Here is a 25,273-nt window from a genome sequence, read left to right on the forward strand (position 1 = left end):
AGGGTCCGGGAAATTGAACAACCGTCCGATTAGATAGAATCGGACGGTTGCCTGTCGTACGAACTGAATGGGTGGTCAACTATTGACGCTTGGAGATGAGCTGTTGAATCTCTTGCTGCTTCCGGCGGTTGACCGGCAGTTGCTTGGCATCGGAATGCTGCGGGCCAAAGTAGACCGTTCCGCTACCCACCGATGAAATCTTCGCGGTGTTTATGTAGCAGGAAGAACTGATTTGAACAAAGTTTCGTTTGGAAATCAGATTCTTCAATTCTTCGGCAGTCATTCTTTTTTTTCTATTATAATTTCTGCCATGGAAGCTGACGAGTCCCTGCATCCCAAGCTTGAAATAGAGCACATCCGACTCTACGTCAAATTCCTCGTACACATTTCGTTCCTTTAGCGCAACATTCATGACAAAATCCCCCTTAAGAAAATTGATCACCTGAAATGTTAGCGCTTACATTGTATCATATTATCGCCTGTCTGTGAAGCTATATTCTGAAAAAAGACATTGTATGACTTCATGGCATGTGCTATGTTCACATTAGGGAATTAATAGGAGAAAGGTTGGGTTAGCATGAGTGCGGATGCAAACGGCTGGAACGAGGGGATTTTCTATGTAGGTTCGTATGGCGAGAAGAAGGATGCGACCATCCATGTATGCAAAATAGACAAGGAAACTGGTGCGCTTAGCGTCGTGCAGCGTGTGGAGGGAGTTGAGAACGCATCATTCCTCTCCTTGCATCCTGAAGGGAAGCGATTGTATGCCGCCAAGGAAATCGAGCAATCAAATGGCGTTGCCGGCGGTGAAGTTGTGGCCATCGCTATTCAGCCGGATTCGGGCCTGCTAGGCGAAGTTACAAGCCTGGCTTCCACATTAGGTGCCCATCCTTGTTATATCAGCGTCAACGAAGCGGGTACGGCGCTCTATGCCGCTAATTACACAGGAGGCAGCGTCTCGCTGCATCCGCTCACAGCTGACGGAGAGCTGGAGGCAGCTTCCGCCGTCATGCAGCATGAATGCGAGCCTGGTCCAATCGCCGACAGGCAAGAAAAGCCGCATGCGCATTGTGTATCACCGGTGCCCGGCACATCGTTGGTATGCGCGGTAGATCTCGGCATGGACGCGGTTGTAACGTATCGGCATGAAGGACAAGCGTTGGTAAAAACGGACGAAGCCAAGTTCTTCGGCGGAGCCGGACCGAGACATATTGCGTATCATCCGGTGCTAGACGCCGCTTATGTTGCGAATGAGCTGGCATCCAGCGTAACCTTGCTGAGAATCGATCGGGCGGCTGGCGTCCTCAGCGTTGAGCAAACCTATTCTACTTTGCCTGAAGGCTATGACGGCTACAATGACTCAGCGGATATTCACGTCTCTTCCGACGGACGCTATCTCTACAGCTCCAATCGCGGACATAACAGCATCGCCGTATTTGCCATTTCGTCCGAGACGGGTGAGCTTTCACCTGTACAGCATATTGGCTGCGGCGGCGAGCTGCCGCGCAACTTCGGTATGACACCGGACGGCAACTACGTGCTGGTAGCTAACGGAAAGACAAACAATATTGCCGTATTCCGCAGAGATCAAGAGCAAGGGACCCTGTCTCCAACGGAACATGAGCTGGAGCTCAACATTCCGGTCTGCATCCGGTTTGGCCTATAATTTCTAATAGAGTAACAAGCATCAAGTGAAATCATCATGAGAGGTATGAAAGGCAGGTCCTATTCTTTGTCTATGAACCAACCAGCGGCAAAAACGGCTGGAGATACGCTGCGTTCCGCAACTGTCTATACCATGTTGTTTGCCATCAGTTCTGTACATTTGCTTAATGATGCCATGCAGACGGTGGTTACCGCGCTATTCCCGATTTTTGAGCAGTCTCTGAAGCTTACGTACGGTCAGATCGGATGGATCGCCTTTACGCTCAATATGACCTCGTCTATAATGCAGCCTGTGGTGGGCGCACTGTCGGATCGATGGCCGCGCCCTTGGATGCTGCCGGTGGGCATGCTGTGCAGTATGGCCGGTATGGCGGGTCTTGCGTTAGCGCCTAACTACGCACTGCTGCTATTATCGGTTGTATTCGTCGGACTGGGATCCGCCGTCTTCCATCCGGAGGGCTCGCGTGTCGTCCATATGGCAGCAGGAAACAGGCGTGCATTCGCGCAGTCCATCTATCAGGTTGGTGGCAACTTCGGACAATCGCTTGGACCGATTATGACAGCTGTAATCTTTATTCCGCTAGGACAGCGCGGAGCGGCGTGGGGGATGCTGCTGGCGGGGCTCGCGATTGCGGTTTTGTTCAAAGTAGTGCCGTGGTACGCGGCAAAACTCGCGGAGCATGGCGGGAAGATGCCGAAGAAAAATGCGTCCCATTCGAAGGCTGGCAGCACTGCGAATAATCGGGTTGTCGCCATTGCGCTATCTATCTTATTGCTGGTCGTTTTCGCGAGGTCGTGGTATGGTGCGGCGATAGGTAGCTTCTATCAGTTCTACGCACGGGACGCCTACACGCTGACGATCCAGTCGGCGCAGGTACTGCTGTTCCTGTTCATGATCTTCGGCGTTCTAGGCACATTTATCGGCGGCATACTTGCCGATCGGATCGGACGCAAGAAGATGATGCTTATCTCTATTCTGGGAGCGGCGCCATTCGCCTTGATCTTGCCGCATCTGCCGCTTGGCTGGGTTTATCCGGTCATTGCTTTGCTTGGCTTTATCCTGCAATCGGGCTTCTCCGTTAGCGTGGTCTATGCGCAGGAGCTAATGCCCGGCAAGGTTGGAACGGCTTCGGGTCTAATTACGGGCCTGGCATTTGGCATGGGGGCGCTCGGCTCCGTCATTCTGGGCAACGTAGCGGATGTACGGGGTATGGAATTTGTAATGCTGCTTGCAAGCTTCCTGCCGCTCTTCGGATTGCTGGCCTTATGGCTGCCGAAGGATCGCAAGGAAATGCAGTAGGACGCAGGCAATAGGCTTTTGTTACAAGGCTAGGCTGGACCATGGGGTCCAGCCTTTTTTTGAACTTATATTGATTAAAAACAAACATTTTGATATTATATCTATAAATTAAGTAAACATAATTGTAAAATGTCTATATAAGGACGTGAAGTTATGGATATGGATGAGCGCTTCTGGAACGCTACGAGCGAGGAGATTAAGCAAGGGTATCTATATGATGGCCGCCTGCAGAGCTATTGTTGCCTGCTGTGCGGAGAACAGTTTGAAGATGGGGAAGTATTTAAGCTGCCGGGCTCGGACCGATTTTTTAACGCAGCCAAGTATGCGGGGTATCATGTTCAATCCGCACACGGCTCCATGCTGGAATATTTGCTCAGTCTGGACAAGAAAGCAACGGGGTTGACGGTTGTACAGAAGCAACTGGTCAGCGACTTTGCGCAAGGGCTGTCGGATCGCGAGATTGTACAGCGCACGGGCGGCAGTGCCTCAACGATTCGCAATCACCGGTTCGTGTTGAAAGAGAAGGCCAAGCAGGCGAAGCTGCTGCTGGCTGTGATGGAGCTGATGGAGAGCTGCGTCGATAATATCCCGAAATTCATGCCCGTTCACCGTACGGCTACGGTAATGGATGAGCGCTTTGCCATTACGGAAGAGGAATATAAAGGGGTCCTCCGACAGTATCTGCCGGACGGTCTTGACGGGCCGCTCGCGTCCATACCGAGCAAAGAAAAGCGCAAGGTGGCGTTGCTCCGTCATATGGCATCTTATTTCAAGCTGGGTGAACGGTATACGGAAGGGGAAGTGAATGAGCGGCTGATTAGATTCTCCGACGATCAATATGTGACGCTGCGCAGATATTTGGTGGAATACGGGTTTTTGGACCGCGAAGTTGACGGATCTGCTTACTGGATACCGATCATCGGAAAGGATGGGAGCAAGGTGAAAGAAAGAGAGAAGGTACAAGCGGAAACAACGGCTATTGGAAGCAATGGGAATGAGCAGAAGAGCAGGAACAAGCCGGACAAAGCGGCCCGCAAGGCGATGACGGCGGAATATCAGGAGCGCGTTCGTGCGATGGGCGTCTATGGAATTAAAAACAACATGAATGGGCGGATGTATATTGGAGCATCCACCAATATGGACGGACTATGGAGCAAGGAGCAATTTATCCTGGGCCTGGGCTCCCATATGAACAAAAAATTGCAGCAGGAATGGAAGCAATTCGGACGCGAGGCCTTTACGTATCTCATCCTTGAGACGGTTAAAACCGAGGAAGATATCCGCTATGATTACAGAGATGTATATGATACGGAAGGCAATGAGCTTGCGAGCGTAGCCAGAGACTACAAACGCAAGGTAGAACGCCTTAAGGAGGAATGGCTGGAGAAGCTGAAGCCATATGGAGAACAAGGTTATCATTAGATTTGACTGGAAAATTATCGGATAGGTAGCGGAGGGTGAACATGTCTGAACAGGCGTTGCCGGCTCAGCCGGCAGGGAAGTTATTGAGCAACACTTTTTTTCAAACGATTCTATTATCTAACGTGCTATTGCAGATCGGAATCTGGATTCGCAATTTCGCGATTCTGATGTATGTAACGGATAAAACAAACAACGATCCTTTTGCGGTGGGATTGATGACATTCGTGGAGCTTCTGCCCATTTTTGTCTTCTCCTTTATCGGGGGGACGTTCGCCGACCGATGGAAGCCCAGACTTACCATGATCTGGTGTGACCTGCTGTCTGCCGTGTCCGTCTTTGCTGTTCTGATTACAATTATGTACGGCTCCTGGCATATGGTCTATCTGGTTACCTTCGTATCCGCCATCTTGTCGCAATTCTCACAGCCGTCCGCGATGAAGCTGTTCAAGCAGCATATCGCGCCGGAACAGCTGCAGCAAGCGATGGCGATGTTCCAATCCCTGGTCGCGATCTTCATGGTTGTCGGTCCGTCGCTTGGTGTCATCAGCTATCAACGCTTTGGCATTGAAATTTCCGTAGGCATCATGGGTGTCGCCTTCCTGCTCTCTGCTGTCGTGTTGTTCCGCATTCCACGTGACAAGGAGATCGAGAAGAAGGATAGCGGCGAGAAGAGCCGCTTCTGGAGCGAGCTTGGCGACGGGCTGAAGTATGTGTGGCGCAGTCCGGTACTCCGATCATTGGGCGGTACGTTCGCGCTTGCAGGCATTGCAGTCGGTACGACGCAGACGCTGGGCTTGTTCGTCGTCATTGAGCGCCTCGGCCAACCGAAGGAGTTTCTGCAATATGTGCTGATGGTGAATGGCGTTGCGATGCTGCTAGGCGGAGCATTGGTTATGACGATGGCCAAGAAGATTTCACCCCAGAAGCTGCTTGCTATCGGGATATTGCTCAGCTCGTTCACAATGGCGGGGATTGGCTTGTCGACAAGCGTTCCGCTGTCGTTATCTCTGCAATTTATAGGCGGGCTCGGATTCCCTTGTATTCAAATTGGGATCAGTACGATGATTCTGCAATGGACGGAAGAGAAATTTATCGGCCGCGTGAATGGGGTTCTGTCGCCTATGTTTATGGGCATGATGGTCGTCATGACGTTGGTGGCTGCCAAGCTGAAGCAGCACTTTCCGCTTGTCGGCATTTATTGCACGGCTGCTGGGCTGATGTTCCTTGCTATGCTGCTGCTGGTGCCGTTGTTCAAATATCGTGCGGAAGTCCGGACGGTGGAGAGGGAGACGGCCGCATAACCGTCGGCGCATGACATGAATTTCCCCATAAGTTGGCATGCTATATGAAGCAAGAAGCATACCATTCCAACCGACGAAAGGGAGATGTGCTTGTCACAGCAGCATTCGGCAATTTTATTCGACTTTAGCGACAACCGAAGCGCGGAGCTGGCGCGGGATATGCTGCAGGAGCTGGGCTACGATCCAGTGATGCACAACGACCATCGTATGCATATCCATGTAGACGGGAGCGACTTGACGTCCGCGCTGGAGATTGCACAGTCGCATGGGGGCCAATTGGTGGAGCAGGCTGCAATCGAAGAGGAGGCTGTTACCAATACGGCCTATGCGCTGGACGGGATTACGATACCGGCCCATGTGGTGAACGAGGACTGGATCCATGAAGAGGAAACCGGGCTTCACAACCGGGATTCCGCCTCGATTAAGGCGGAGGAGTTCCTCCCTGATTCAGAAACCTATAATCACTTCTCAGGGGATATCCATACGTAGAACGCTGCTCCTGCATGAAAGGAAAGGCGCTGTCGAACCTAAGTTCGGCAGCGCCTTTTTGTCAGGAGTGCTTTGTTGTCTCAGCCGCATGCTTGCCGGCGTTATAGCCTGTCGTGAAAGCGGCCGTAATATTGTAGCCGCCTGTATAGCCGTGAATATCCAGCACTTCTCCACAGAAGTATAGTCCGTCCATCCGCTTCGATTGCATGGTCTTGGGATCGATTTCCTTCAGGTTGATGCCGCCGCCTGTGACGAATGCTTCTTCAATCGAGAGCGTGCCGTTAATGGAGACGGGGAACGACTTGGCGAGCTTGGCAAGCTCCATCCAGGCTTGCTTCGGGATATTGTCGTACGTGATCTCCTCTTTAAGTCCCACTAGTCCCAGCAGCAAAGGAACGAGCTTTTCCGGGAAAAATCCCTTCAGCGCATTTTTGATTGCTTTGCGAGACTCGTCCCTGCAGAGGGTCATCGTCTGAGCATATATCTCATCAGCGGACAGCTCTGGGAAGAGATCGATCGTCGTTTTGACGGCAGTGCCGCCGTTCTTCTTTTGTTCTTTGACGACAAATTGGCTGCATCTGAGAACGATCGGACCAGAGATGCCGAAGTGCGTAAAGATCATGTCGCCGGTATGCTCGATCAGCCTTTTTCCTTTCCCATTCCATACGGTTAAGGTCACACCGCGAAGGGATAGTCCTTGCAGTTCCTTGCTGCGGATGAAGGCTGCCTGCGATGTCAATGGCACTTCTGTCGGGAAGAGCTCGGTGACCGTGTGTCCTGCTTCCTCAGCCCAGGCATAGCCGTCCCCCGTAGAGCCGGTATGCGGCACAGACTTTCCTCCGACTGCAACAATGACTGCCCCGCTCCGAATCGTCTCCCCTGATTTCAACAAGACGCCGGACGCCCGGCCCCCCTCATAGATGACACGGCTTACAGGACTGTTCACCCTTACATCGACGCCAACGGAGCGGACTTTGCCGACCAGAGCATCTACAACCGTCTTCGCCTTGTCGCTTACAGGGAACATTCTTCCGTTGTCCTCTTCCTTAAGCCGAATGCCCAGCCCCTCAAAAAATGCAATAATATGCCTATTATTAAAGGTAGCAAAGGCCCCATACAAAAATTTCCCATTACCTGGGATATTTTTGATTAATTCATCCAGTTCCTTCGCATTCGTGACGTTGCAGCGGCCGCCGCCGGATATGCCGAGCTTGCGTCCAAGCTTGTCACCCTTGTCCAGCAGCAGAACTCTTGCTCCGCCTTCGCCCGCGGCTACGCTTGCCATCAGGCCGGATGATCCGGCCCCAATCACAATAACATCATAATCCATGACATTGCTCCTATATTAAAACATTCTCTATATTCAAATTCATGGTTTCCAGTATAATTTAATTATAATACTCGGGCAAGGAGGTTGATACATTTTGCTTCGTGAAGAATGGCAAGTGCTTGGAACAGAAGCGAAGAGACTGCATGTCAGAGAATGGCTGCCTGAGGCGGGGGAAACCCAGGCGCTTATTCTAATCGTCCATGGCCATGGTGAGCATGGGGAGCGTTACCATTATGCAGCCGAGCGAATGACAGCGGCCGGATATGCCGTAGTCGCCTATGATTTGCAGGGACACGGGCGTTCGGAAGGAAAGCGCGGGCATATGAGCGCTATGGACGCCGCCATTGATGACGCGCTTCGTGTTATGGAGGAAGCCAGGGAGAGACATCCTGATATCCCCGTTGTATTGTATGGGCACAGCATGGGAGGGAATATTGCGCTTAATTGTGCCATTCGCAGGAAGCCGGATATCGCCGCCCTCATACTGACAAGTCCTTGGCTTAAGCTGGCTTTCAAGCCTCCGGCTATTAAAGAATGGATTGGGAAAGGCGTTGCGAGAATATTCCCGACCTTGCCGATGTCGACAGGGCTGAAGCCGGAAGACCTGTTCCGTCCAAGCGAGCTGGGCATTCCCCCTATTACGGATGATCCTCTTAACCATACGACCATTACGCCTAGAGCTTATGTGGAGGTTCAATCAGCCGGCGAGTGGGCGCTCAGGAATGGAACAGATCTGCATGTGCCGCTGCTGCTGCTTCACGGCGACAGTGACCGGATTACCTCGTTCGAAGCGAGCAGGCGTCTGGCTAGCGATTTGGGAAATCGCTGTGAGTGGTGCCCCAAGGAAGGCGGGCTGCATGAACTGCACAACGATATTGACGGCAAAGAAACGTTGAATGTGATACTTGATTGGATTCGTCGAAGGCTTTCATATTACTGACTAACTGATTCATAAAGGAGGCCGGCTTTTCGTGCTGAAGGATTTGCTGCTCCAATTTTTTCTATCCGTACTTCCAGTGTTTGCATTCCTGCTTTGGCATGACAAAGAACGTGGCTGGAACGGATTCAGACTGTTCATTACCGTTACGAGCGGTATCTCGATGGTTCTGTGCTTGCTGACTACTTCATCTGTTCATGAATATGAGATTGATTTTCGTGTAGTTCCGTATTTGATCGGTTCGTTGTACGGCGGATATCGCGCGTTGGCAGCGCTTACGGTTCTTTATGCGGGACTGCGCATGACAACTATAAATAATATGGAAGAAATGTACGGTTTTCTGTTGTACCTGGTTGTGTTCCTCGTTATTCTGTTATTCCTGATCGGTCCATTCCAGAAGGCTGCTGCTACCAAGAAGGAAAAAATCGGTGTGTCCATCGTCAGTATATTGCTGGTGGTGCTAATCAGCATTATTTATGTACTGATGAGCCAAGCCGACGCTCCCTGGACGTCAACGGTTTCATTTAACGTGTTGATGGCTACAATCGGCCTCTTGCTGGCAGTCTGGCTATCCATTTACATAATCGAAGGCGTGAAGGAGAAGCAGCAGCTGCATGACCAAGTCATTCAGTTATCGGCAAGCTATTTGAATGAAGTAGAGAAGCTGCAGCAATTTATTGACAAGGCTCCTATAGCCGTTATGATAGTTGACCGGGACGGCAGAATTACGCATGTGAACGAAGAAAGCTTCAGATTGCTTGGCATGAAAGAAAGCTTCACCTCGGTCGAGGAATTAAAGAAGCAGCCGTTCGGGCGGGTGTTCCAGAGGGGAGAAGACCATGCCTGCATGCCGCTGTTGGAGCAAGCCTTGGACGGTATGCCGACGACGACGGTTCCCCAGATGGAGGAAGATGCCATGCTGCTGTATACGACGGTGACGCTGCGCGACACTAGCAGCCATGAGGTGGCTGGTGCCGCCTTGATTGCACAGGACGTGACCGAGCTGAGCCAGCTTAGAGATGAGCTTGGCAGAATGGAGAGGCTTAGCCTCGTCGGGCAAATGGCGGCTAGCATTACGCATGAGATCCGCAATCCGATGGCTGTCATCAGAGGGTTCGTGCAGCTGATTCAGGAGAGGAGCCCGCAGAGCCAGCATGAGTACTTCCGCATCATCATGGAGGAGTTGGATCGTGCCAATCTGATTATTAGCGACTTTCTTTCTCTTGCCCAAAACCGCGAGCTCAAGATGGAGCTGGCGTCCATCAATACGACCATTAATGATCTGGTGCCGCTGCTTCACGCAGACTCCAATCTAAGGGGACAGTCGCTGGAGGTAGCGCTTTGCAAAGATGTGCCGCTTATGAGGCTGAATGACCGTGAAATCAAGCAGATGCTGCTGAATATCGCTAGAAACGGCATGGAGGCAATGGAGGAAAAGGGGATTCTGCGCATCAAAACCGATTATCGGGACGGGGAAATCAGCGTGTATATTTCGGATGAAGGCGCGGGTATCCCGCAGGATAAGCTCAAGCATATGTTTGAGCCCTTCTTCACAACGAAGACACGCGGCACTGGCCTTGGCCTGCCGCTATGTCTGAGCATTGCCGAACGGCATGGCGGGCGAATCGATGTCCAGACAGCCGAAGGGCAAGGCACAACTTTTATCGTCACCTTCAACATAACGCAAGAGGACGCCGGGCATTCTAATCCATGAATGGATAATAGCGGACGCCTTCAGGCGCCGTAATCCGCGAAGGAGGCTGAAATAGGATGTCCGAGAGAACGAAGGAAGACGGAAGCTCCCTGGAGCAGAAAGCGCAAGCGGCTCGTAACGCGAACAAAGCGAATGGAGCGGGCGACAGTGCCGGCATCGATAAGAAGCTGAACGGGCCGAACCGTCCGTCGACCTGACCGACAGCGGGTGAACAGCATTGCGCGACAATGATTCCAACAAGCAAAAGCCGGGGGACAATCCCGCCCTTGATCCTTACGAAATCGAGTTCCTACCGCAATTCCGTGAAGGAAGAGGGCCGGAAGCTCCATTCGTCAATGAATATGGCGTTGTGATCGGCGATCATATGTACGAATCTCCGCACTCGCCATTGGAACAATGGAGCACCGATACCGATCCCGCTGTGATGGCTGGCGATCAATGGGTGCATCCTTTCAAGGACATTGGCTTTCTGACTGCGGAGAACCGGGAATGGTTCGAGCGCGGCATCAAGCCGGAGGAGGGAACCTTCTTCCACCCGGAGCACGATGCCGCCAGTAGAGCCGATCAATCGGCAACGGAGCCAGACCTTCCAGAAAGGGAGCAATCGGAGTAGCGACTCCGGTTGCTTTATTTTCGTAAGGGACGGTATAATAGCTTAAAATAGTCCTTGAAGGAGTGAGTTAGCATGTCGATGTCATTCGAAAGATATATGTTGGACATGGTTCAACCAATGCGTGACGATCTTACGAAGCTGGGAATTCAGGAGCTTCGCACAGCGGAAGAAGTAGAAGAGCATGTGCCGGGCGCGCAAGGAACGGCGCTGATCGTGATCAATTCCGTATGCGGATGCGCGGCAGGCCAATGCCGTCCGGGCGTAGCCCAAGCCTTGCAGAACGAGAAGCTGCCTAATCACCTGTTCACGGTGTTCGCAGGTCAAGATAAGGAAGCTACTGCGAAGGCACGCGAATACTTTGCGCCATATCCGCCTTCTTCGCCTTCCATCGCACTGATGAAGGACGGAGAGCTGGTTCACTTTATTGAACGTCATCAGATCGAGAATCGTTCCGCAGCCGATATTGCGGCAGACTTGACGGACGCATTCGACAAATATTGCGGTTAATAGGAGCTGCCAGATGACTTTACAAGAGGAAATTATTAAACGTCTCGGCGTCAAGCCCGAGATTGATCCGGATGCGGAAATTCGCAAGCGGGTCGATTTCTTGAAGAAATACGTACTGGACGCAAATGCAACCGGCCTGCTGATTGCGATAAGCGGCGGCATTGACAGCGCTGTTGCGGCAGGTCTGTGCAAGCGTGCGACGGATGAGCTCAGCGAAGAGACGGGCAAAGAATATATGACCCTTGGCGTCTTTCAGCCATATGACAAGCAAGTGGATATCGCCGACAGCTATGCGGTTGCCGAAGCATTCGATATGAAGCATAAGGTGGAGACAAATATCGGCGAAGCTGTCGACGAGATTGCTCTTGAGGTTGAGCATGGATTCAAGTCGCTTGGCATTCACCGCCATATAAGCCGCGGAGGCAAAGGCAACGTCAAAGCGAGAACCCGAATGGTGATGCAGTATGCGCTGGCCTTCGATCTGAACCTGCTTGTAGTCGGGACGGATCATGCTTCGGAAGCCGTGACAGGCTTCTATACGAAGTGGGGCGACGGAGCGGTTGATCTTACTCCGCTCAGCTCGCTTAACAAGCGCCAGGTAAGGCTTGTTGCTGCTCATCTGGGCGTACCGGACAGCGTGCTGCACAAAGCGCCGACAGCCGGCCTATGGGAAGGCCAGACGGATGAGGACGAGCTTGGCATCAAGTATGATGAGAACAGCGATTACCTGGAAGGCAAGGTCATTGCGCAGGAGACTCGCGAGAAGCTCGAAAAGCAATATCTGAAGACCGAGCATAAACGTTCGGCGATTCCGGGTATTTGAGGATGCAAGCCAGTTGATGCTGGCCATTGGGCTGTCCCATGGAACTGTACAGGTTCCGCTGGGGCAGCTTTTTTGCGTTCAAGCGCCCTGAAAATAAAGCATATTCTTAGGGAGAGGCACATTTTTTGATAAAATTTGAAAGCGGAGTCATTTTGTTCACAATTTGTTCACAATTAGATGGCTCGTTCGGGTCATGTCTTTCCCGGCCGATGTTGTTACAATATGTAAGTTAATATTAATTCGATAAGAGAGGTTGATGAAGGATGTCTATTCGCAAGAAAATGACAGGTGCACTGCTGGCAGCCATATTGACGGTTAGCGCGGCAATACCCGTATTTGCCCATGACGGCTGGTCGCAGACCAATGCGCCCATAGTGGCGCCGGGACAAGTATCTTATGTTGAACTTATGCTTGGCAATCATTCCAATGAGCACAAGAGCTATCGCATTGCAGGACAATGGAGCACGGATACGTCGAAAGTATTCGTTACCACGCCGGGCGGCGTGAAGTCCGATATTACAGGAACCAGATTCTATACGGGAGAAGAAGCAACAGAGACAGAACCTGCGGTCAACAATTATTTTGTCGCATCGTTCAAGTCGAATACGCCGGGCGCCTATATCGTTTCGGTTGAAGGCGACAGCGTATTCAATCATGGCGGCGTAGGCAGCCGCACGCTGCGCAGCGCGAAGTCTTTTGTCGCTGTGAGCGATATTCCGGTCATTGAGCGCGTGAAGGCTCTCCAAGGCTTCTCGAAGGAAGTAAGCCCAGACCGCGCAGAGCTTATTCCGCTTTTTAATCCGGCTGCGGTGACAGCTGGCGAAGAAGTATCCATCCAATTGCTGCTTAAGGGCGAGCCGCTGGCGGATACTCATGTGGACGTGATCCGCAGGAGCAATTCGGAGCCGACTGAGCTGGTAACGGATAAGAATGGTACGGTAACATTCAAGACTGGCGCAGCGGACTACTATCTGGTTCGTGCCAAGCCGGCAACGAAGGAAGCCAAGGAAGGCGAATATGATCAGACGAGTTATGAAGCGACGATGACATTCACCGTCCAGAATGAATCGCCGAAGCTGCCAGGCAAGCCATCCTCTAATGCTCCGCATGTCTATGTTGACGGTATTGCAGTCGCACAGGATGAAGCTGTAAAAGTAGAGAAGGGCGTAACAAAAGCATCGGCTGACTTTATTCGCGACAATATTGATCCAAACTATGCTTCCCAGGAAGCTGGCGCTCTACGCGCTATAGCAGAGGCGGCAGGCGCGACCGTGGAATACTTCCCGGCCGTAGGCGAATCCAGAGCCGCAGTTGCGATCTACACGAAGTAACGCATGATGAAAAAAAGGTATTCCTTACTGGCTATTCTGCTGGTGGTATGGGCATGTTTGCCGGGCTTCGTCTCGGCACATGCCTATATTTATCAGTCCTCTCCGCTGGCTAATGCGGTTCTGGATAGCTCGCCATCTCAGATCAAGCTTACTTTTACTGAAAAAATCGATACCAAAATGAGCTCTATTTCGCTTGAGAACAGTGCGGGCGGAGAAGTGAAGGGGACGCTCAGCAGCGATGGCGACCAGACGCTGATTCTAACGATACCAAAGCTGGAGCAAGGCGTGTATAAAGTCAAGTGGCAGGTGCTGTCCCTGGATACGCATGTGACGGACGGCTCCTTCCAATTTTCTATCGGCGTAGAGCTGGAGACGAAGCCGCCGGATGATACGGCATCGCTGGACGGCGGCAGTGTCAAGCCGCCTGCGACCGCCAAGCCGTCTCCATCCGCCGTGATAACTGCGCCACCGGCCAGCCCTGCAGTGACGCCGAAGCCTCCCGTAACACCGCCACCGGCTAGCCCTGCCAAGCAGGAGCCGTCTGCGGCAACGGGCTCAGCAAGTTCGGCGCCAACACCGACACTGGCACCGGCATCGACTCAAGATGCAAGCGAAAGCGCAGTTCCGACAGAACCTGTCGAGACGGACAGCTCCTTGCCAAATGAGCCAACAAGCGGTGAGACGCCAGAGATTGGCGAAGACGGCGGTCTTGCGTCAGAACCATCAGACGCTGAGCCAGCCGATACGAACGAAGCTGAAGAAGCAAGCGGCGTCATAGAAGGCGTGACAGAGCCGCCGGCTGCAAGTGGGGAGTCAGCTGCATCCGCTGCAAGCAGCAGCGGCGAGGAGCATAATCATGCCGGAGGCCACACTCTGATGATATTCCTGCGCATTGCAGAGGTGCTGGCTGCATTGGCCGCCGGCGGCATTTTGTTTTTCCGCTACGCGTTATGGAGATCCGAGAGCAGCGAGCCGCCTGCCGGCTTCTCGCTTCGAGCGGAGCAAGTTGTCATTGCCGCAGCCGCAATCATCTGGATCGCGTCCGGCTGGAGCCGGATCGACATGCTGGCTTCGCAGTTCAGCGGCATCGCATGGAACGACATTCTGTCGCAGACCATGGTTGGCAAGGTTGCCTTCATGAGGCCGGCTGCTGCCATCATTATTTTGCTGCTGGCGTTTGCGCCTAAGCGTGAGGCCGTATGGGCCAATCCGGTCAAATGGCTGCTTGCGGCAGGCATCATCGTCACCTTCCCGCTGACGGGCCATGCTTACGCGGCCGCCGAGGATGCAATGGTTGCCATCATTGCCCATTCGGTTCATATGGGAACGGCCGCCGTCTGGTTCGGCGGATTGACCGGCCTTTGGATGCTCACTTATCGTCCTGACGGAAGCGGGACCTTGCTTCGCGCAGGCGATAAGTTCGCCATGTACGCTTTGCCAAGCATCGTCCTCATTATCATCAGCGGAGTATGGCTGACGCTGGATCATCTCTCGTCGTGGAGCCAGCTGTGGGGCAGTGATTATGGAAGGCTGGCTCTTGTCAAAATCCTGCTGCTGCTGCTCGTTGTCGGCATAGCAGCCGTGCATCGGCTGCTGCGGGCCAAGGCTTCCGGCGAACGGGCTCTCATTTGGGGCGTACGCGCTGAGATTGTGGCTGCGGTTGCGCTTATTGTCTTCGCTGGCTGGCTGTCGACAACATCTCCGCCGCCTTATTCGCCGCCAAATGCGGCAAGAGAGCCTGTATACTGGCATGTCATGGGCGATAACGCTCATATGACGCTGAGGATCAATGAAAGCAAAGACGGTACACAAGTCGTGAAGCTGGATGTATGGCTGAGGGAAGACCAAGGTGAGCCGGATGAGCTTCTCATAGAATTTGTTCCAGAGACCGGTGATGCTGCGGGGACGGCTGTCTTCCCAGTCGAGATGCAAGAAGGCGGTAGCGATCCATTCGGATTCCCTGGATTCAACAAGTATAGCTATACTGCGGAAGGCGCCTATATCGGCGCAGCCGAGGATGGCCGACTGAAGGTAAGCTTCAAGGACAAGAGCGGCGAAACATTCTCTTACGAGAAGCCGCTGAACGATGCAAGTCTGACGCCTTGACAAACGATTGCCTCATCTGCTAATGTCTCCATCATGATAGAGGGGGCGCACGCATGATAATAGGAATCGGGCATGATCTGACAGATGTAGCGAGAGTCTCCGAGATGCTGGAGAGCAAGCTTCGCGACAGATTCATGCAGCGCATATTGACACCCGGCGAACGGAAGGCTTGCTCGGCATATGGCGGACCGCGTTTGCATCAGTATGTCGCAGGGCGGTTCGCCGCCAAGGAAGCGATTGCGAAGTCATTCGGCTGCGGCATTGGCGCCTTGCTTGGTTTTGGAGATATGGATATCGGGCGGGATGCAGCCGGCAAGCCGGTCTGCAAGTTGTCTGCGGAAGCATGGGATCGATTAGGGCTCAGCGAGGCGGACACTGTCATTCATATTACGATTACGCATGAACGCGCTCTTGCTTCGGCCTTTGCCGTCGTAGAACGGATAAAATTGTAACCTTTGGCCCATACTGCGAATGTAATAGCAGTAGATATGCGGCGAGAGGAGAATGGCGATGAACAGAGGGCGTCAGCAAAGCGCGAAACGACGGTTCAAGACGGGTCAATGGGTGCAGTACGACGGCATGTATTCCAATGACTGGGGCGATGATCTGCTGCTCGTTCAAGGCGACTTATTCCCGACTCATCCCCAAATGGGAGAAACCCATTGGTTCTATGCAGGTCCCGCAGTCCATTACGACCACAAGTCTCCGAAGTCCAATGGGCATTACATCGGTTATTGAGATCGTATCGATAAGGCTGTCACACAAGCAGCTACGTTCGCATGCGGTGACAGTTCGCTTGATGAAAAACGTGCACAAATAATGAAATGGCGATGTTCAGGATGATATTCCTGACACCGCCATTTTTTGTGTTCGACTTATGAACCCATCCCAAGCGAGTAATCTATATTCACATTTTGGCGAGATTAGTGGTGTGTGGCAACGTTATTTCCCTTTTTGGAGCGATTTTGTACATTTAACGTTGCATAGCACCACTATTTCTGAGTTTCCATCTTTTTGGCGAGATTAGTGGTGTGTGGCAACATTATTTCCCTTTTTGGAGCGATTTTGTGCATTTAACGTTGCACAGCACTACTATTTCTGTGAAACCGACTTATGGGTGAAACTAGTGTTGCGCAGGTATAATCTGCTTTTTGGGCAGAGTAATGGCCTCGCGTCCGGGGCATGACATGACCGCGAGGCAGACCCGTCAGGGCTCTATTGCTTAGAGGCCAGCCACTCGGCGAGACCATCGATTTCCTTCTGCGATAGGGTATCGGCGAAGCCCGGCATCAGCCCTTCGCCTTGTTCGATCTGAGCGGCAATTTCCTCGAAGCTCATGCGGGAGCCGACCTGCTGCAAGTTCGTATTGGCGCCGACGCGGCCTTGCAGATCATTGCCGTGGCAGTTCAGGCATCGGGATTTGTAGACGGCTGCAATATCGGACGGGGCGTCCTTCAAGTAGCCGCCCTTTGGCGCGCCGCCTGTCGGGCTGCCGCCGCATGCGGCAAGTGAAACAGCCAACGCCAGGACAGCAGAGCATTTCGCCAGCCGGATGGCTAGTTTGGCAGTCAGCAACGGAACTCCTCCTTTCTCTTCCATGTTATTCATAGGAATATATGCGTATAATTCGTATAATAGAGGAATGAGAGAGAACAAACAACCACTCCGAGGACGGGAAGGATTACGATAGTATGACAATGCAAGAAGTAGCAAAGCAATATTTCAGCCAGGAGCTGCTGGCCTGGTATCAAAGAGGCAATCGGGACCTTCCGTGGCGCCGGAATAAGGATCCCTACCGGATATGGGTATCCGAAATTATGCTGCAGCAAACGAGAGTTGATACGGTCATCCCTTACTTTGAACGATTCATGGCAAACTTTCCGAGCGTACAGGCGCTTGCCGAAGCGCCGGAAGACGAGGTGCTGAAGTGTTGGGAGGGTCTCGGTTATTATTCCCGGGCAAGAAACTTGCAGGCGGGTGCCAAGATGGTCATGGAGCGATATGACGGCATTATTCCTGACGATAAGGATTCGGTAGCGGGACTGAAGGGAGTCGGGCCGTATACGACAGGCGCGATTATGAGCATTGCCTTCAATCGCCCGGAGCCGGCGGTAGACGGCAACGTCATGAGAGTGCTCTCCCGCTACTTCTGCCTGGAGGACGATATTGCCAAGCCGTCTACAAGGTCAGGCATCGAGAAGCTTGCTGCAAGCCTGATTCCCGAGGGGGCGGCCGGGGATTTCAATCAGGCGCTTATGGAGCTCGGCGCGCTCGTCTGTACGCCCAAGTCGCCTAGCTGCTTGCCATGTCCGGTGATGGAGCATTGCGAAGCGCGAATTGCTGGACGAGAGGCGGAGCTTCCGATCAAGACGAAGGCCAAGCCGCCGCGGCAGGAATACCGCTTGGCGGTTATTGTCGAGGGTGCAGGCGAGCAAGCGGGGAAAGTGCTGGTCAGGCAGCGTCCCGATACGGGATTGCTGGCGCAGATGTGGGAGCTGCCGCATCTGCTGTTGGACGGTGATCGTCGCAGCATGTTCGTCGAATCCGCTCCAAAGGAGCAGGGCGAGCTGGCCGAAGCCGCTATCCGTATGCTGGAGACAGACGCAGGGCTGCTGATCCGTCCGACAGGATGGTTTGCGGACGCAGATCATATCTTCAGCCATATACATTGGCGGATGCGCGTGTATGCGGCCGATATGGGCGCTCTGGACAGCGTGCTGGCTGCGGAGAGTGCAGTACCTTATAGAACTGGCAGCATGGCAAGCGAGCCTGCTGCGGCGCATGAGGATATGCCCGTAGAGGTACAAAGCCGATACCGCTGGATCGCTCGGGACGAGATGGACAAGCTTCCGTTCCCGAATTTATTCTTGAAGCTGCTGAATGAGTATTGGAGCAGGAAATCTAAAGGGGAAAAAGGGGTAGAATGGGAATGAGCGGCATGCTGAATGAATTGCTGAAGCATAAAATAGTGGCGATCCTGCGGGGCATAGAAGATGACAAGGCCGACGATACGGCAAGGGCATTGCTGAAGGGCGGCATTCGGATGATGGAGATCACGATGAATACGGACGGTGCAGCGGCCATGATTAGCCGCTGGCGCGAGCGCTTCGACGAAGAAGCATATATCGGAGCGGGGACGGTTATTGACCTGGACACCGCCAAGCAGGCCGTTCAAGCCGGAGCGCAATTTCTGATCTCGCCGAATCTGGATGAGGAAGTGATTACTTACGGCCGGGAGCATGGCATCTCCGTATGGCCGGGGGTGATGACGCCTACCGAGATCGTGAAGGCGGTCAAGGCCGGAGCGGAAGCGGTCAAGCTGTTTCCGATGGCGTCGCTGGGGGTTAACTATTTGAAAGAAATTCGCGGCCCGCTTAAGGATGTGCCAATTCTGGCAACAGGCGGAGTCGACCAGCATAATATTGCGGAATACTTCAGCTCTGGAGCAAACGGTGTCGGACTCGGCAGCAAGCTGGTCAATATGGAATGGGTGAAGGAAGGCCAGTTCCATAAGATTACCGAGCGCGCTCATGCGTTCACTCACGCGGTCAGCCAGTTAAGCTAACTTGCCTGCCGAGAGCCAATTTGCCGCCGGACTGGCATCATTCCCGTGGACGAACATATGATGTTAGGAAAGCGAGCAAGCTCTCGCCATTCGAGAGGCAGCTATTGCCGCAGGAGAGATTTGAAGGAGGAGCCTATGCGTAAAGGAGCACTCAAGCTGTTGGCCATCGCGATTGTCGTTGCTGGCGCGTATAGCTTGAATTTGAAACTGAATTTGTTCCCGACTAATGCGGATTCGAACCAGGAGCCGTCTCCCGTTGCCAGAGCGGTCGAAGCGCCGAATAAGCTGGCTGCCGCCGAAGAGGAGGAGACGCCAGACCGATTCGAGAAGCTTGAGCTTGAGCTGGCCAAGGGATTCAAGGAGCGGGACGAGCGGTTCTCAGCCTCTTATACGGGCGACAAATCAGAGCTGTCCGAGCAGATGACCGAGATTATCAGAGCGGCGCTCACGCATGACGATTACTCCGCTTACATACTGGAGTCATACCTATATACGATTCGCAGCTGGGGCAACAAGTCAACCATAACGGTGGAAGCGAAGTACCGGGAAACGCCAGAGGAGACGGCTCAGGTGGAGCAGGCTGCAGATGCTGCGATTTCCGCCATCTTGAAACCCGACATGAACAATCACGAGAAAGTCAAGGCTATTCATGATTGGGTCGTAACGAATGTGGAATACGATCAATCGCTTAGCTACTATACGGCATATGATGCGATCTCGCTCGGCAAGGCGGTATGCCAGGGTTATTCGCTGCTCGGCTACTTGATGCTGGAGAAAGCGGGAATACCGGTGCTGATTGCAGAGGGCAAGGTGAATACCGGCGAGCATGCCTGGAATATGGTACAGCTCGACGGGCAATGGTACCATCTCGATCTGACGTGGGACGATCCGGTCGGTGCGGAAGACGATCGGATTCGTTATACGTATTATTTGAAAACGGACGAGGAGCTTAGGGCTGACCATGAATGGACGAGGACATACCCGGAAGCCTCCACCCGATATGCCGACGCCTTGAAGGAGCTGGCGGAAGCAAGCGGCGGGACTGACGCCGACATTTTCGAGAAACTTAAGGTGGCGATAGGGCTGCATTGGCTGGAGGAAGAGCATACGGTGGCGGATGCCGCCCAGCTCAGAGAACGCATCCAGTCGGCTATATCCTCCCGGACGGGCAAGCTGGAGTTCCGCTACGAGCAAGGCGCGGACTTCCCGGATGAGCTCAAGGCCGCATTCGAGGGTGTCGGGGTTGCCGTCGGTTATCGGGCCAGCTATGAGAAGTTCGGCAGCGGCAATTCGCTGCTTGTTCAGTTGCAATTGAACTATCCGTAGCGTTGCACCCGGCGCTACCTTAACAATAAGAGCCTGTGAGAGAAGTGTCTCCGACACAAATCCCGCAGGCTCTTTCTATGGATTATTGAGATTCTTGTTTCCGTGCGGCGGTCATCTGCTGCCATACGGAGCCGGCTGCTTCCTCGCCGCGCTGAATACGCTCCAGCGCAATCTGGGCTTGCAGCTTGATCTCGAACTCGCTGTCCTTCGCGGCTTCCTCGAGCGCTTCGATAGCTGATTCATCGCCAGCCTCATAGAGGAAGCGCGCCGCTCTCCAGCGGACCAGCTTGTTCTTGTCCTTCAGCGCTTCGATCATCGGGCCGATGGCTGCCGGATCTCCGATGTCGGACAATGTATCTCCCGCTGTACGTCTAACGGACGAGGAGGAGTCCTTCAGCGCTTCGAAGAGCAGCGGCATCGATTCAGGCGTCTTGAGATCGCCCAGATAGACAACGCCCAGACGCTTGATCGAGGCGTTCTCGTCGCGGATTGCCTTCTGGAGCAGCGGAATGCCGTCCGGCTCGCTGACATAGCGTTCCAGTGCAGCATAACGAATCTGCCAGTCATCCGACTTGAATTGCTCCAGCGCTTCCTCCAGCGACAGCGGAGCGGGTCTTGGCGCGACTGGCGAATCCTGCTCGCCAGGACCGGCTTGCAGTGAAGCCTCGATAAGCGTATTCAGCCGCTCTTCCGTATAGGTCGCTTCAAGCTCGCGAACAATCTCGGCCGCGATCTCCTCCGGCTCTCCGTAGCGAACGCCGAATTCCTCCAGCTTGCGCTCGCGGATCATGGTGGAGCCGGCGGCTGCGCTGACTGCGTCGGTGAATTTCGGCGGAAGGGCGGAGCGCACTTCTCGGTCATCCATCCGCACTCTGACCTGCATCGGGATGCCGCGGAACATCTGCACGAGCACCTGTGCCTCGCCGAATCCGGTGGCGATGCCTTCTCCGACTGAGGAGGATGCATCGCCGTCTCCTGCCTGCAGCAGTTGCCGTGCGTCTGCTAATATGCGAGCCCAATCCGCTCCCGGCTTGCGGTCCAGCGCGATGAAATCGGCGGTGCGGAACAAGCTTCTTACGCCTTCAATGGCGAGCAGCCCTTTGAGCGGCTCAGGCGCGGAATCGGCTTCGGCTGTCTTATACGTGAGCCTTCTCCCGCGAGGCAGCATCTCGTCCACATTCAGCTTCATGGAGTTGGGACTCGGCGTTGGTTCTATGGATAACAGTTTCATTTGAGCGAAACCTCCTTAAAGATAGTTATACGCATGTACGATGCCATCTACTCTACTATACCATGACAGCAGCGGATAATCCCAGCAAGTGATACCCTGTAGCAGCTAAGCTGAGTAGACTGGATACGACAAGGCGTTGTTCGTCGTAATTTGCAATGCATGCCTGTGACTTGTTATCTTAAGGGTATGCCACAAGCAAGCAGGGAGGGAAAGCGCAACTTGAGAAACAAGAGATTTGCCAATCAGGATCAGGTTGAACAGCATAATTCCTTAAAGCAATTTAAAAGATGGCGTCAAGAACGAATCCGAAAGCTCAAGCTGAAGGATTATTCGTATAGGGTACCCCAAGCGGAACCAGACTTGCCTTTCCTTACGGGCAATAAAGAGATTCCGTCCATCACCTGGATCGGACATTCCACCTTTCTGATTCAGCTGGGGGGATTGAATATCGTTACCGATCCCGTATGGTCGGGACAGATGGCTTTTCAGAAGCGGCTGGCGCCGCCAGGCATTCCGATTGAGGACGTGCCTCCCGTGGATGTGGTGCTTGTCTCCCATTCCCATTATGACCATTTGAGCATTGCCTCGTTAAGACGGCTGACAGGCGGCAAGCAACTGCTCGTACCAGCAGGCTTGGGCGCCAAGCTGAAGATGAAGGGATTCAGCAGCATCAAGGAACTGCATTGGTGGGAGTCTGTCACGATAAAAGGGGTCAAATTCACATTCGTGCCTTCCCAGCACTGGACGCGCCGCAATCCGTGGGATACGAACAGCTCCCATTGGGGGGGCTGGGTCATGGAGACGGCTGGAACCCATCGTCGTGTTAAGGGAGCTAGGGGCAAACAAAAGACGACGGATGCGATGGCTGCATCGTATCAAGAGACTGCGGCAGCCTCGGCCTGGAAGGAGGAGCAGCCGGGAAAAGCCAAGAACAGACCCGTTGAGCGGCCAGCAGTCCCTGCTTCACCAACCATTTATTTTGCAGGGGATAGCGGGTACTTTCGCGGATTCAAGGAGATCGGGAGCCGCTTCCAAATTGATGTGGCTCTTATGCCGATCGGCGCGTACGAGCCGGAATGGTTTATGAGCCCGCAGCATGTATCGCCAGAGGAGGCGCTCCAGGCATTCGAGGATACCGGAGCAAAATGGTTCGTTCCGATGCATTATGGAGCCTTCAAGCTGGCGGACGATACGCCGCGAGAGGCTCTTGACCGCCTGGAGGCGGAGCGCTGCCGGAGATGCCTGGAGGAAGAGCGTATCATCGTGCTTCCGCTCGGAGAGACCTGGAAGCTCGCGAAGAGCTAGTACAGTCACCCCTCATGCCCCGGCTGGGGCTCCTGGTTTACGCGCAAGGAGCTTGCAGGCGGCGGACCGCTTATCGACATCGGCGACCACATGCTTGATTTGTCGCGTATCTGGGCAATCCGCAGCCGCAATCGGTTTATGGCTCGACTTACGCCGAGTTTGGACCGAACCGCGAAGGGATTGGCAGCTGGGGCAACCCCGACTGGAACGGCTGCTATAACGTAGAGGATTTCGCATCGGCATGAAGGAACCTCTTGGCCGGCTGCCGCGTATGTATGCCGGGGAGAGGCTTCTTGCACAGAATGCCCTATTTGCGGTATAAATCTGTTATCTTTTCCATATAAGCCGCTTTCATCGTTCGTTTCTATAAGAGACTGTGCTATAATAGTTCGAGAAAATGCGATTTTGTAGTGAAGGACGGGATTAATAACCATGATTAGCACAAGTGGCATAACGCTTCGCTTTGGGAAGCGCGCGCTTTTTGAAGATGTCAATATCAAGTTTACGCCGGGCAACTGCTACGGCTTGATTGGAGCGAACGGGGCGGGCAAGTCTACGTTCCTCAAAATCCTTTCCGGCGAAGTGGAGCAATCCTCGGGCGAAGTTCATATTACACCGGGCGAACGCCTTGCCGTACTGAAGCAGAACCATTATGAATACGATAGCTTCAAAGTGCTGGAGACGGTCGTTATGGGCCATAAGAAGCTGTATGAAGTGATGAGGGAGAAGGATGCGCTCTACGCGAAGGCTGACTTTACAGATGAAGACGGCATGCGCGCGGGCGAGCTTGAGGCTGAATTCGCAGATATGAACGGCTGGGAAGCGGAATCCGAGGCGGCAGAGATGCTGAACGGGCTTGGTATCTCAACGGATCTGCATGACAAACTGATGTCTGAACTGGGTGGCAACGAGAAGGTGCGCGTCCTGTTGGCGCAAGCCTTGTTCGGTTCCCCGCATATTCTTCTGCTTGATGAGCCTACCAACCACTTGGATATTGAATCGATCCGCTGGCTAGAGGATTTCCTCGCGAAGTATGAAGGCACAGTAGTCGTAGTCAGCCATGACCGTCACTTCTTGAATACGGTATGTACGCATATTGCGGACATTGACTTTGGCAAAATCCAAATGTACGTAGGCAACTACGACTTCTGGTACGAGTCCAGCCAGCTTGCTCTCTCGCTCATGCGTTCGGAGAACAAGAAGAAGGAAGATAAAATTAAGGAGCTGCAAGCGTTTGTTCAACGTTTCAGCGCCAACAAATCGAAGTCGAAGCAAGCAACCTCGCGTAAGAAGCTGCTTGATAAGATTACACTGGACGATATTCGTCCGTCGAACCGCAAATACCCGTTTATCTTGTTCAAAGGTGAGCGTGAAGCGGGCAAGCAGCTGCTGCTGGTAGAAGGCCTGTCCAAGTCGATCGAAGGCGAGAAGCTCATCGACAACCTGACGATTACGATCAACAAAGGCGACAAGATCGCTTTTGTTGGACCGAACAGCTTGCCGAAGACGACGTTCTTCCAACTGATTGCCGGTGAGCTAGAGCCGGATGCGGGCACGTATTCGTGGGGCGTGACAACGACTCGCGCATACTTCCCTAAAGATAACTCCGCTTATTTTGAAGGTGTTGATCTTAATCTGGTGGAGTGGCTGCGCCAATATTCCAAAGATCCGGATGAGACATTCCTTCGTGGCTTCTTAGGCCGTATGCTGTTCTCCGGCGATGAAGCGATGAAGAAAGCTAGCGTTTTGTCCGGCGGCGAGAAGGTCCGCTGCATGCTGTCCAAGATGATGCTGGAAGGCGCGAACGTGTTTATTCTGGATGAACCGACGAATCACTTGGATCTGGAGTCCATTACAGCGCTCAACAACGGCTTGATCGATACGGATTGCACGATCTTGTTCACATCGCATGACCATCAGTTTGTTCAGACGATTGCCAACCGTATTATCGAATTTACGCCGAATGGCGTAATCGACCGTATGATGACGTACGACGAGTACCTGGAGAGCGCGGAAGTGAAAGCGATTCGCGAGCGTATGTACGCGGTATAAAGCTTGCTAGAACAAAAACCGTCCCGAAGATAGATTCGGGACGGTTTTTTTGCGCGGAGTGGGAATGATTCGCTTACAAAGCGACCATCATAACGTAGACCAAGTCGGGTGCGGCCGCGTACCCGATTCTGGCTCTTGTCTCACTCTTTTGCCCTGAGGCATAAAAGCTCGCATAAGGTCAACACTGTTTCTCTAGACCCACACGGCACTGCTCGGGTATGATATCGAGAGACGTTTTGAAGAGATTGGCAGGAGG

General features: G+C 53.3%; 24 protein-coding genes and 1 pseudogene. 21 read left to right on the top strand and 4 right to left on the bottom strand.

The genetic code is table 11. The annotated features are described in order from the left end of the window. Positions 1–79: 79 nt before the first annotated feature. Entirely contained in the window at positions 80–412 is a 333-nt protein-coding gene (locus D3P07_RS12760) for a LytTR family transcriptional regulator DNA-binding domain-containing protein (protein ID WP_119800590.1), read from the bottom strand. A 165-nt stretch (positions 413–577) separates the two neighbouring features. Here D3P07_RS12760 and D3P07_RS12765 point away from each other — a divergent pair, with 165 nt between their 5' ends. The 5 genes from D3P07_RS12765 to D3P07_RS12785 all read left to right on the top strand — a co-directional run bounded on the left by D3P07_RS12765 (position 578) and on the right by D3P07_RS12785 (position 6,177). After that, positions 578–1,666: a lactonase family protein gene (locus tag D3P07_RS12765; protein ID WP_119800591.1), complete on the top strand. Its 1,089-nt coding sequence runs from the start codon at positions 578–580 to the stop codon at positions 1,664–1,666. Positions 1,667–1,738: 72 nt separating this feature from the next. After that, a complete protein-coding gene (locus tag D3P07_RS12770) occupies positions 1,739–2,965 on the top strand; it encodes an MFS transporter (protein WP_119800592.1) in 1,227 nt (408 codons plus the stop codon). A 153-nt stretch (positions 2,966–3,118) separates the two neighbouring features. Beyond that, positions 3,119–4,387: a DUF2087 domain-containing protein gene (locus D3P07_RS12775; RefSeq protein ID WP_119800593.1), complete on the top strand. Its 1,269-nt coding sequence runs from the start codon at positions 3,119–3,121 to the stop codon at positions 4,385–4,387. 41 nt (positions 4,388–4,428) lie between these two features. After that, positions 4,429–5,688 carry an MFS transporter gene (locus tag D3P07_RS12780; RefSeq protein ID WP_119800594.1) on the top strand — a complete coding sequence of 420 codons (1,260 nt, stop codon included), beginning with the start codon at positions 4,429–4,431 and terminating at the stop codon, positions 5,686–5,688. 90 nt (positions 5,689–5,778) lie between these two features. Continuing rightward, on the top strand, positions 5,779–6,177 hold the full coding sequence (locus tag D3P07_RS12785) for a hypothetical protein (protein ID WP_259391474.1): 399 nt from the start codon (positions 5,779–5,781) through the stop codon (positions 6,175–6,177). Positions 6,178–6,238: 61 nt separating this feature from the next. On the opposite strand, the gene D3P07_RS12790 is transcribed toward D3P07_RS12785, so the two are convergent. Further along, on the bottom strand, positions 6,239–7,507 hold the full coding sequence (locus tag D3P07_RS12790) for a BaiN/RdsA family NAD(P)/FAD-dependent oxidoreductase (protein WP_119800596.1): 1,269 nt from the start codon (positions 7,505–7,507) through the stop codon (positions 6,239–6,241). Positions 7,508–7,601: 94 nt separating this feature from the next. On the opposite strand from D3P07_RS12790, the gene D3P07_RS12795 reads away from it, so the two are divergent. The 10 genes from D3P07_RS12795 to D3P07_RS12835 all read left to right on the top strand — a co-directional run bounded on the left by D3P07_RS12795 (position 7,602) and on the right by D3P07_RS12835 (position 16,276). After that, on the top strand, positions 7,602–8,447 hold the full coding sequence (locus tag D3P07_RS12795; protein ID WP_182914296.1) for an alpha/beta hydrolase: 846 nt from the start codon (positions 7,602–7,604) through the stop codon (positions 8,445–8,447). A 31-nt stretch (positions 8,448–8,478) separates the two neighbouring features. Beyond that, positions 8,479–10,158, top strand: a complete 1,680-nt coding sequence (locus tag D3P07_RS12800) for a two-component system sensor histidine kinase NtrB (RefSeq protein WP_119800598.1) — start codon at positions 8,479–8,481, stop codon at positions 10,156–10,158. A gap of 56 nt (positions 10,159–10,214) precedes the next feature. Then, entirely contained in the window at positions 10,215–10,355 is a 141-nt protein-coding gene (locus D3P07_RS27035; protein WP_182914319.1) for a hypothetical protein, read from the top strand. A 20-nt stretch (positions 10,356–10,375) separates the two neighbouring features. Further along, positions 10,376–10,771, top strand: coding sequence for a DUF3905 domain-containing protein (locus D3P07_RS12805; RefSeq protein WP_119800599.1), 396 nt, complete (start codon positions 10,376–10,378; stop codon positions 10,769–10,771). A gap of 72 nt (positions 10,772–10,843) precedes the next feature. Beyond that, a complete protein-coding gene (locus D3P07_RS12810) occupies positions 10,844–11,278 on the top strand; it encodes a BrxA/BrxB family bacilliredoxin (RefSeq protein WP_119800600.1) in 435 nt (144 codons plus the stop codon). 13 nt (positions 11,279–11,291) lie between these two features. Next, positions 11,292–12,101 carry an ammonia-dependent NAD(+) synthetase gene (nadE, locus tag D3P07_RS12815; RefSeq protein ID WP_119800601.1) on the top strand — a complete coding sequence of 270 codons (810 nt, stop codon included), beginning with the start codon at positions 11,292–11,294 and terminating at the stop codon, positions 12,099–12,101. A 263-nt stretch (positions 12,102–12,364) separates the two neighbouring features. Beyond that, the gene (locus D3P07_RS12820) at positions 12,365–13,432 is read left to right on the top strand and encodes a DUF4198 domain-containing protein (RefSeq protein WP_259391475.1); all 1,068 of its coding nucleotides are present in this window, start codon (positions 12,365–12,367) and stop codon (positions 13,430–13,432) included. A gap of 3 nt (positions 13,433–13,435) precedes the next feature. Continuing rightward, the gene (locus D3P07_RS12825; protein WP_119800602.1) at positions 13,436–15,538 is read left to right on the top strand and encodes a copper resistance CopC/CopD family protein; all 2,103 of its coding nucleotides are present in this window, start codon (positions 13,436–13,438) and stop codon (positions 15,536–15,538) included. Between the two features lie 53 nt (positions 15,539–15,591). After that, complete coding sequence (gene acpS, locus D3P07_RS12830; protein ID WP_119800603.1) at positions 15,592–15,990, top strand: holo-ACP synthase; 399 nt, start codon at positions 15,592–15,594, stop codon at positions 15,988–15,990. Between the two features lie 58 nt (positions 15,991–16,048). Then, a complete protein-coding gene (locus tag D3P07_RS12835; RefSeq protein WP_119800604.1) occupies positions 16,049–16,276 on the top strand; it encodes a hypothetical protein in 228 nt (75 codons plus the stop codon). A gap of 477 nt (positions 16,277–16,753) precedes the next feature. On the opposite strand, the gene D3P07_RS12840 is transcribed toward D3P07_RS12835, so the two are convergent. Next, positions 16,754–17,113, bottom strand: a complete 360-nt coding sequence (locus tag D3P07_RS12840; protein ID WP_259391476.1) for a c-type cytochrome — start codon at positions 17,111–17,113, stop codon at positions 16,754–16,756. Between the two features lie 122 nt (positions 17,114–17,235). Here D3P07_RS12840 and mutY point away from each other — a divergent pair, with 122 nt between their 5' ends. The 3 genes from mutY to D3P07_RS12855 all read left to right on the top strand — a co-directional run bounded on the left by mutY (position 17,236) and on the right by D3P07_RS12855 (position 20,429). Continuing rightward, the gene (gene mutY, locus D3P07_RS12845) at positions 17,236–18,471 is read left to right on the top strand and encodes an A/G-specific adenine glycosylase (protein WP_119800820.1); all 1,236 of its coding nucleotides are present in this window, start codon (positions 17,236–17,238) and stop codon (positions 18,469–18,471) included. Beyond that, positions 18,468–19,103: a bifunctional 4-hydroxy-2-oxoglutarate aldolase/2-dehydro-3-deoxy-phosphogluconate aldolase gene (locus D3P07_RS12850; protein ID WP_119800605.1), complete on the top strand. Its 636-nt coding sequence runs from the start codon at positions 18,468–18,470 to the stop codon at positions 19,101–19,103. The genes mutY and D3P07_RS12850 overlap by 4 nt, the downstream gene beginning before the upstream one ends. Positions 19,104–19,238: 135 nt before the next feature. Further along, entirely contained in the window at positions 19,239–20,429 is a 1,191-nt protein-coding gene (locus D3P07_RS12855; RefSeq protein WP_182914297.1) for a transglutaminase domain-containing protein, read from the top strand. A gap of 82 nt (positions 20,430–20,511) precedes the next feature. On the opposite strand, the gene D3P07_RS12860 is transcribed toward D3P07_RS12855, so the two are convergent. Continuing rightward, positions 20,512–21,660, bottom strand: coding sequence for a virulence factor (locus D3P07_RS12860; RefSeq protein ID WP_119800607.1), 1,149 nt, complete (start codon positions 21,658–21,660; stop codon positions 20,512–20,514). Positions 21,661–21,879: 219 nt separating this feature from the next. Between D3P07_RS12860 and D3P07_RS12865 the strand changes: the two genes are divergently transcribed. From D3P07_RS12865 to D3P07_RS12875, 3 genes and pseudogenes are all read left to right on the top strand, one after another. Then, a complete protein-coding gene (locus D3P07_RS12865) occupies positions 21,880–22,965 on the top strand; it encodes an MBL fold metallo-hydrolase (protein ID WP_259391477.1) in 1,086 nt (361 codons plus the stop codon). An 18-nt stretch (positions 22,966–22,983) separates the two neighbouring features. Beyond that, a pseudogene (locus D3P07_RS27570) lies at positions 22,984–23,207 on the top strand (Gfo/Idh/MocA family protein); the annotation flags it as partial. Positions 23,208–23,397: 190 nt separating this feature from the next. Beyond that, positions 23,398–25,017 (top strand): ABC-F family ATP-binding cassette domain-containing protein, encoded by a 1,620-nt coding sequence (locus D3P07_RS12875; RefSeq protein WP_119800609.1) that lies wholly within the window; start codon positions 23,398–23,400, stop codon positions 25,015–25,017. Positions 25,018–25,273: the final 256 nt, after the last annotated feature.

This window comes from Paenibacillus sp. 1011MAR3C5 (assembly GCF_003591485.1).
GTDB lineage: Bacteria > Bacillota > Bacilli > Paenibacillales > Paenibacillaceae > Pristimantibacillus.

Coding starts and splice junctions, on each gene's coding strand:
- D3P07_RS12770 (WP_119800592.1), top strand. CDS start 1,739: ATGAACCAACCAGCGGCAAAAACGGCTGGAGATACGCTGCGTTCCGCA.
- D3P07_RS12820 (WP_259391475.1), top strand. CDS start 12,365: ATGTCTATTCGCAAGAAAATGACAGGTGCACTGCTGGCAGCCATATTG.
- nadE (WP_119800601.1), top strand. CDS start 11,292: ATGACTTTACAAGAGGAAATTATTAAACGTCTCGGCGTCAAGCCCGAG.
- D3P07_RS12860 (WP_119800607.1), bottom strand. CDS start 21,660: ATGAAACTGTTATCCATAGAACCAACGCCGAGTCCCAACTCCATGAAG.
- D3P07_RS12855 (WP_182914297.1), top strand. CDS start 19,239: ATGCGTAAAGGAGCACTCAAGCTGTTGGCCATCGCGATTGTCGTTGCT.
- D3P07_RS12835 (WP_119800604.1), top strand. CDS start 16,049: ATGAACAGAGGGCGTCAGCAAAGCGCGAAACGACGGTTCAAGACGGGT.
- D3P07_RS12850 (WP_119800605.1), top strand. CDS start 18,468: ATGAGCGGCATGCTGAATGAATTGCTGAAGCATAAAATAGTGGCGATC.
- D3P07_RS12765 (WP_119800591.1), top strand. CDS start 578: ATGAGTGCGGATGCAAACGGCTGGAACGAGGGGATTTTCTATGTAGGT.
- acpS (WP_119800603.1), top strand. CDS start 15,592: ATGATAATAGGAATCGGGCATGATCTGACAGATGTAGCGAGAGTCTCC.
- mutY (WP_119800820.1), top strand. CDS start 17,236: ATGCAAGAAGTAGCAAAGCAATATTTCAGCCAGGAGCTGCTGGCCTGG.
- D3P07_RS12825 (WP_119800602.1), top strand. CDS start 13,436: ATGATGAAAAAAAGGTATTCCTTACTGGCTATTCTGCTGGTGGTATGG.
- D3P07_RS12790 (WP_119800596.1), bottom strand. CDS start 7,507: ATGGATTATGATGTTATTGTGATTGGGGCCGGATCATCCGGCCTGATG.
- D3P07_RS12760 (WP_119800590.1), bottom strand. CDS start 412: ATGAATGTTGCGCTAAAGGAACGAAATGTGTACGAGGAATTTGACGTA.
- D3P07_RS27035 (WP_182914319.1), top strand. CDS start 10,215: ATGTCCGAGAGAACGAAGGAAGACGGAAGCTCCCTGGAGCAGAAAGCG.
- D3P07_RS12810 (WP_119800600.1), top strand. CDS start 10,844: ATGTCGATGTCATTCGAAAGATATATGTTGGACATGGTTCAACCAATG.
- D3P07_RS12875 (WP_119800609.1), top strand. CDS start 23,398: ATGATTAGCACAAGTGGCATAACGCTTCGCTTTGGGAAGCGCGCGCTT.
- D3P07_RS12780 (WP_119800594.1), top strand. CDS start 4,429: ATGTCTGAACAGGCGTTGCCGGCTCAGCCGGCAGGGAAGTTATTGAGC.
- D3P07_RS12775 (WP_119800593.1), top strand. CDS start 3,119: ATGGATATGGATGAGCGCTTCTGGAACGCTACGAGCGAGGAGATTAAG.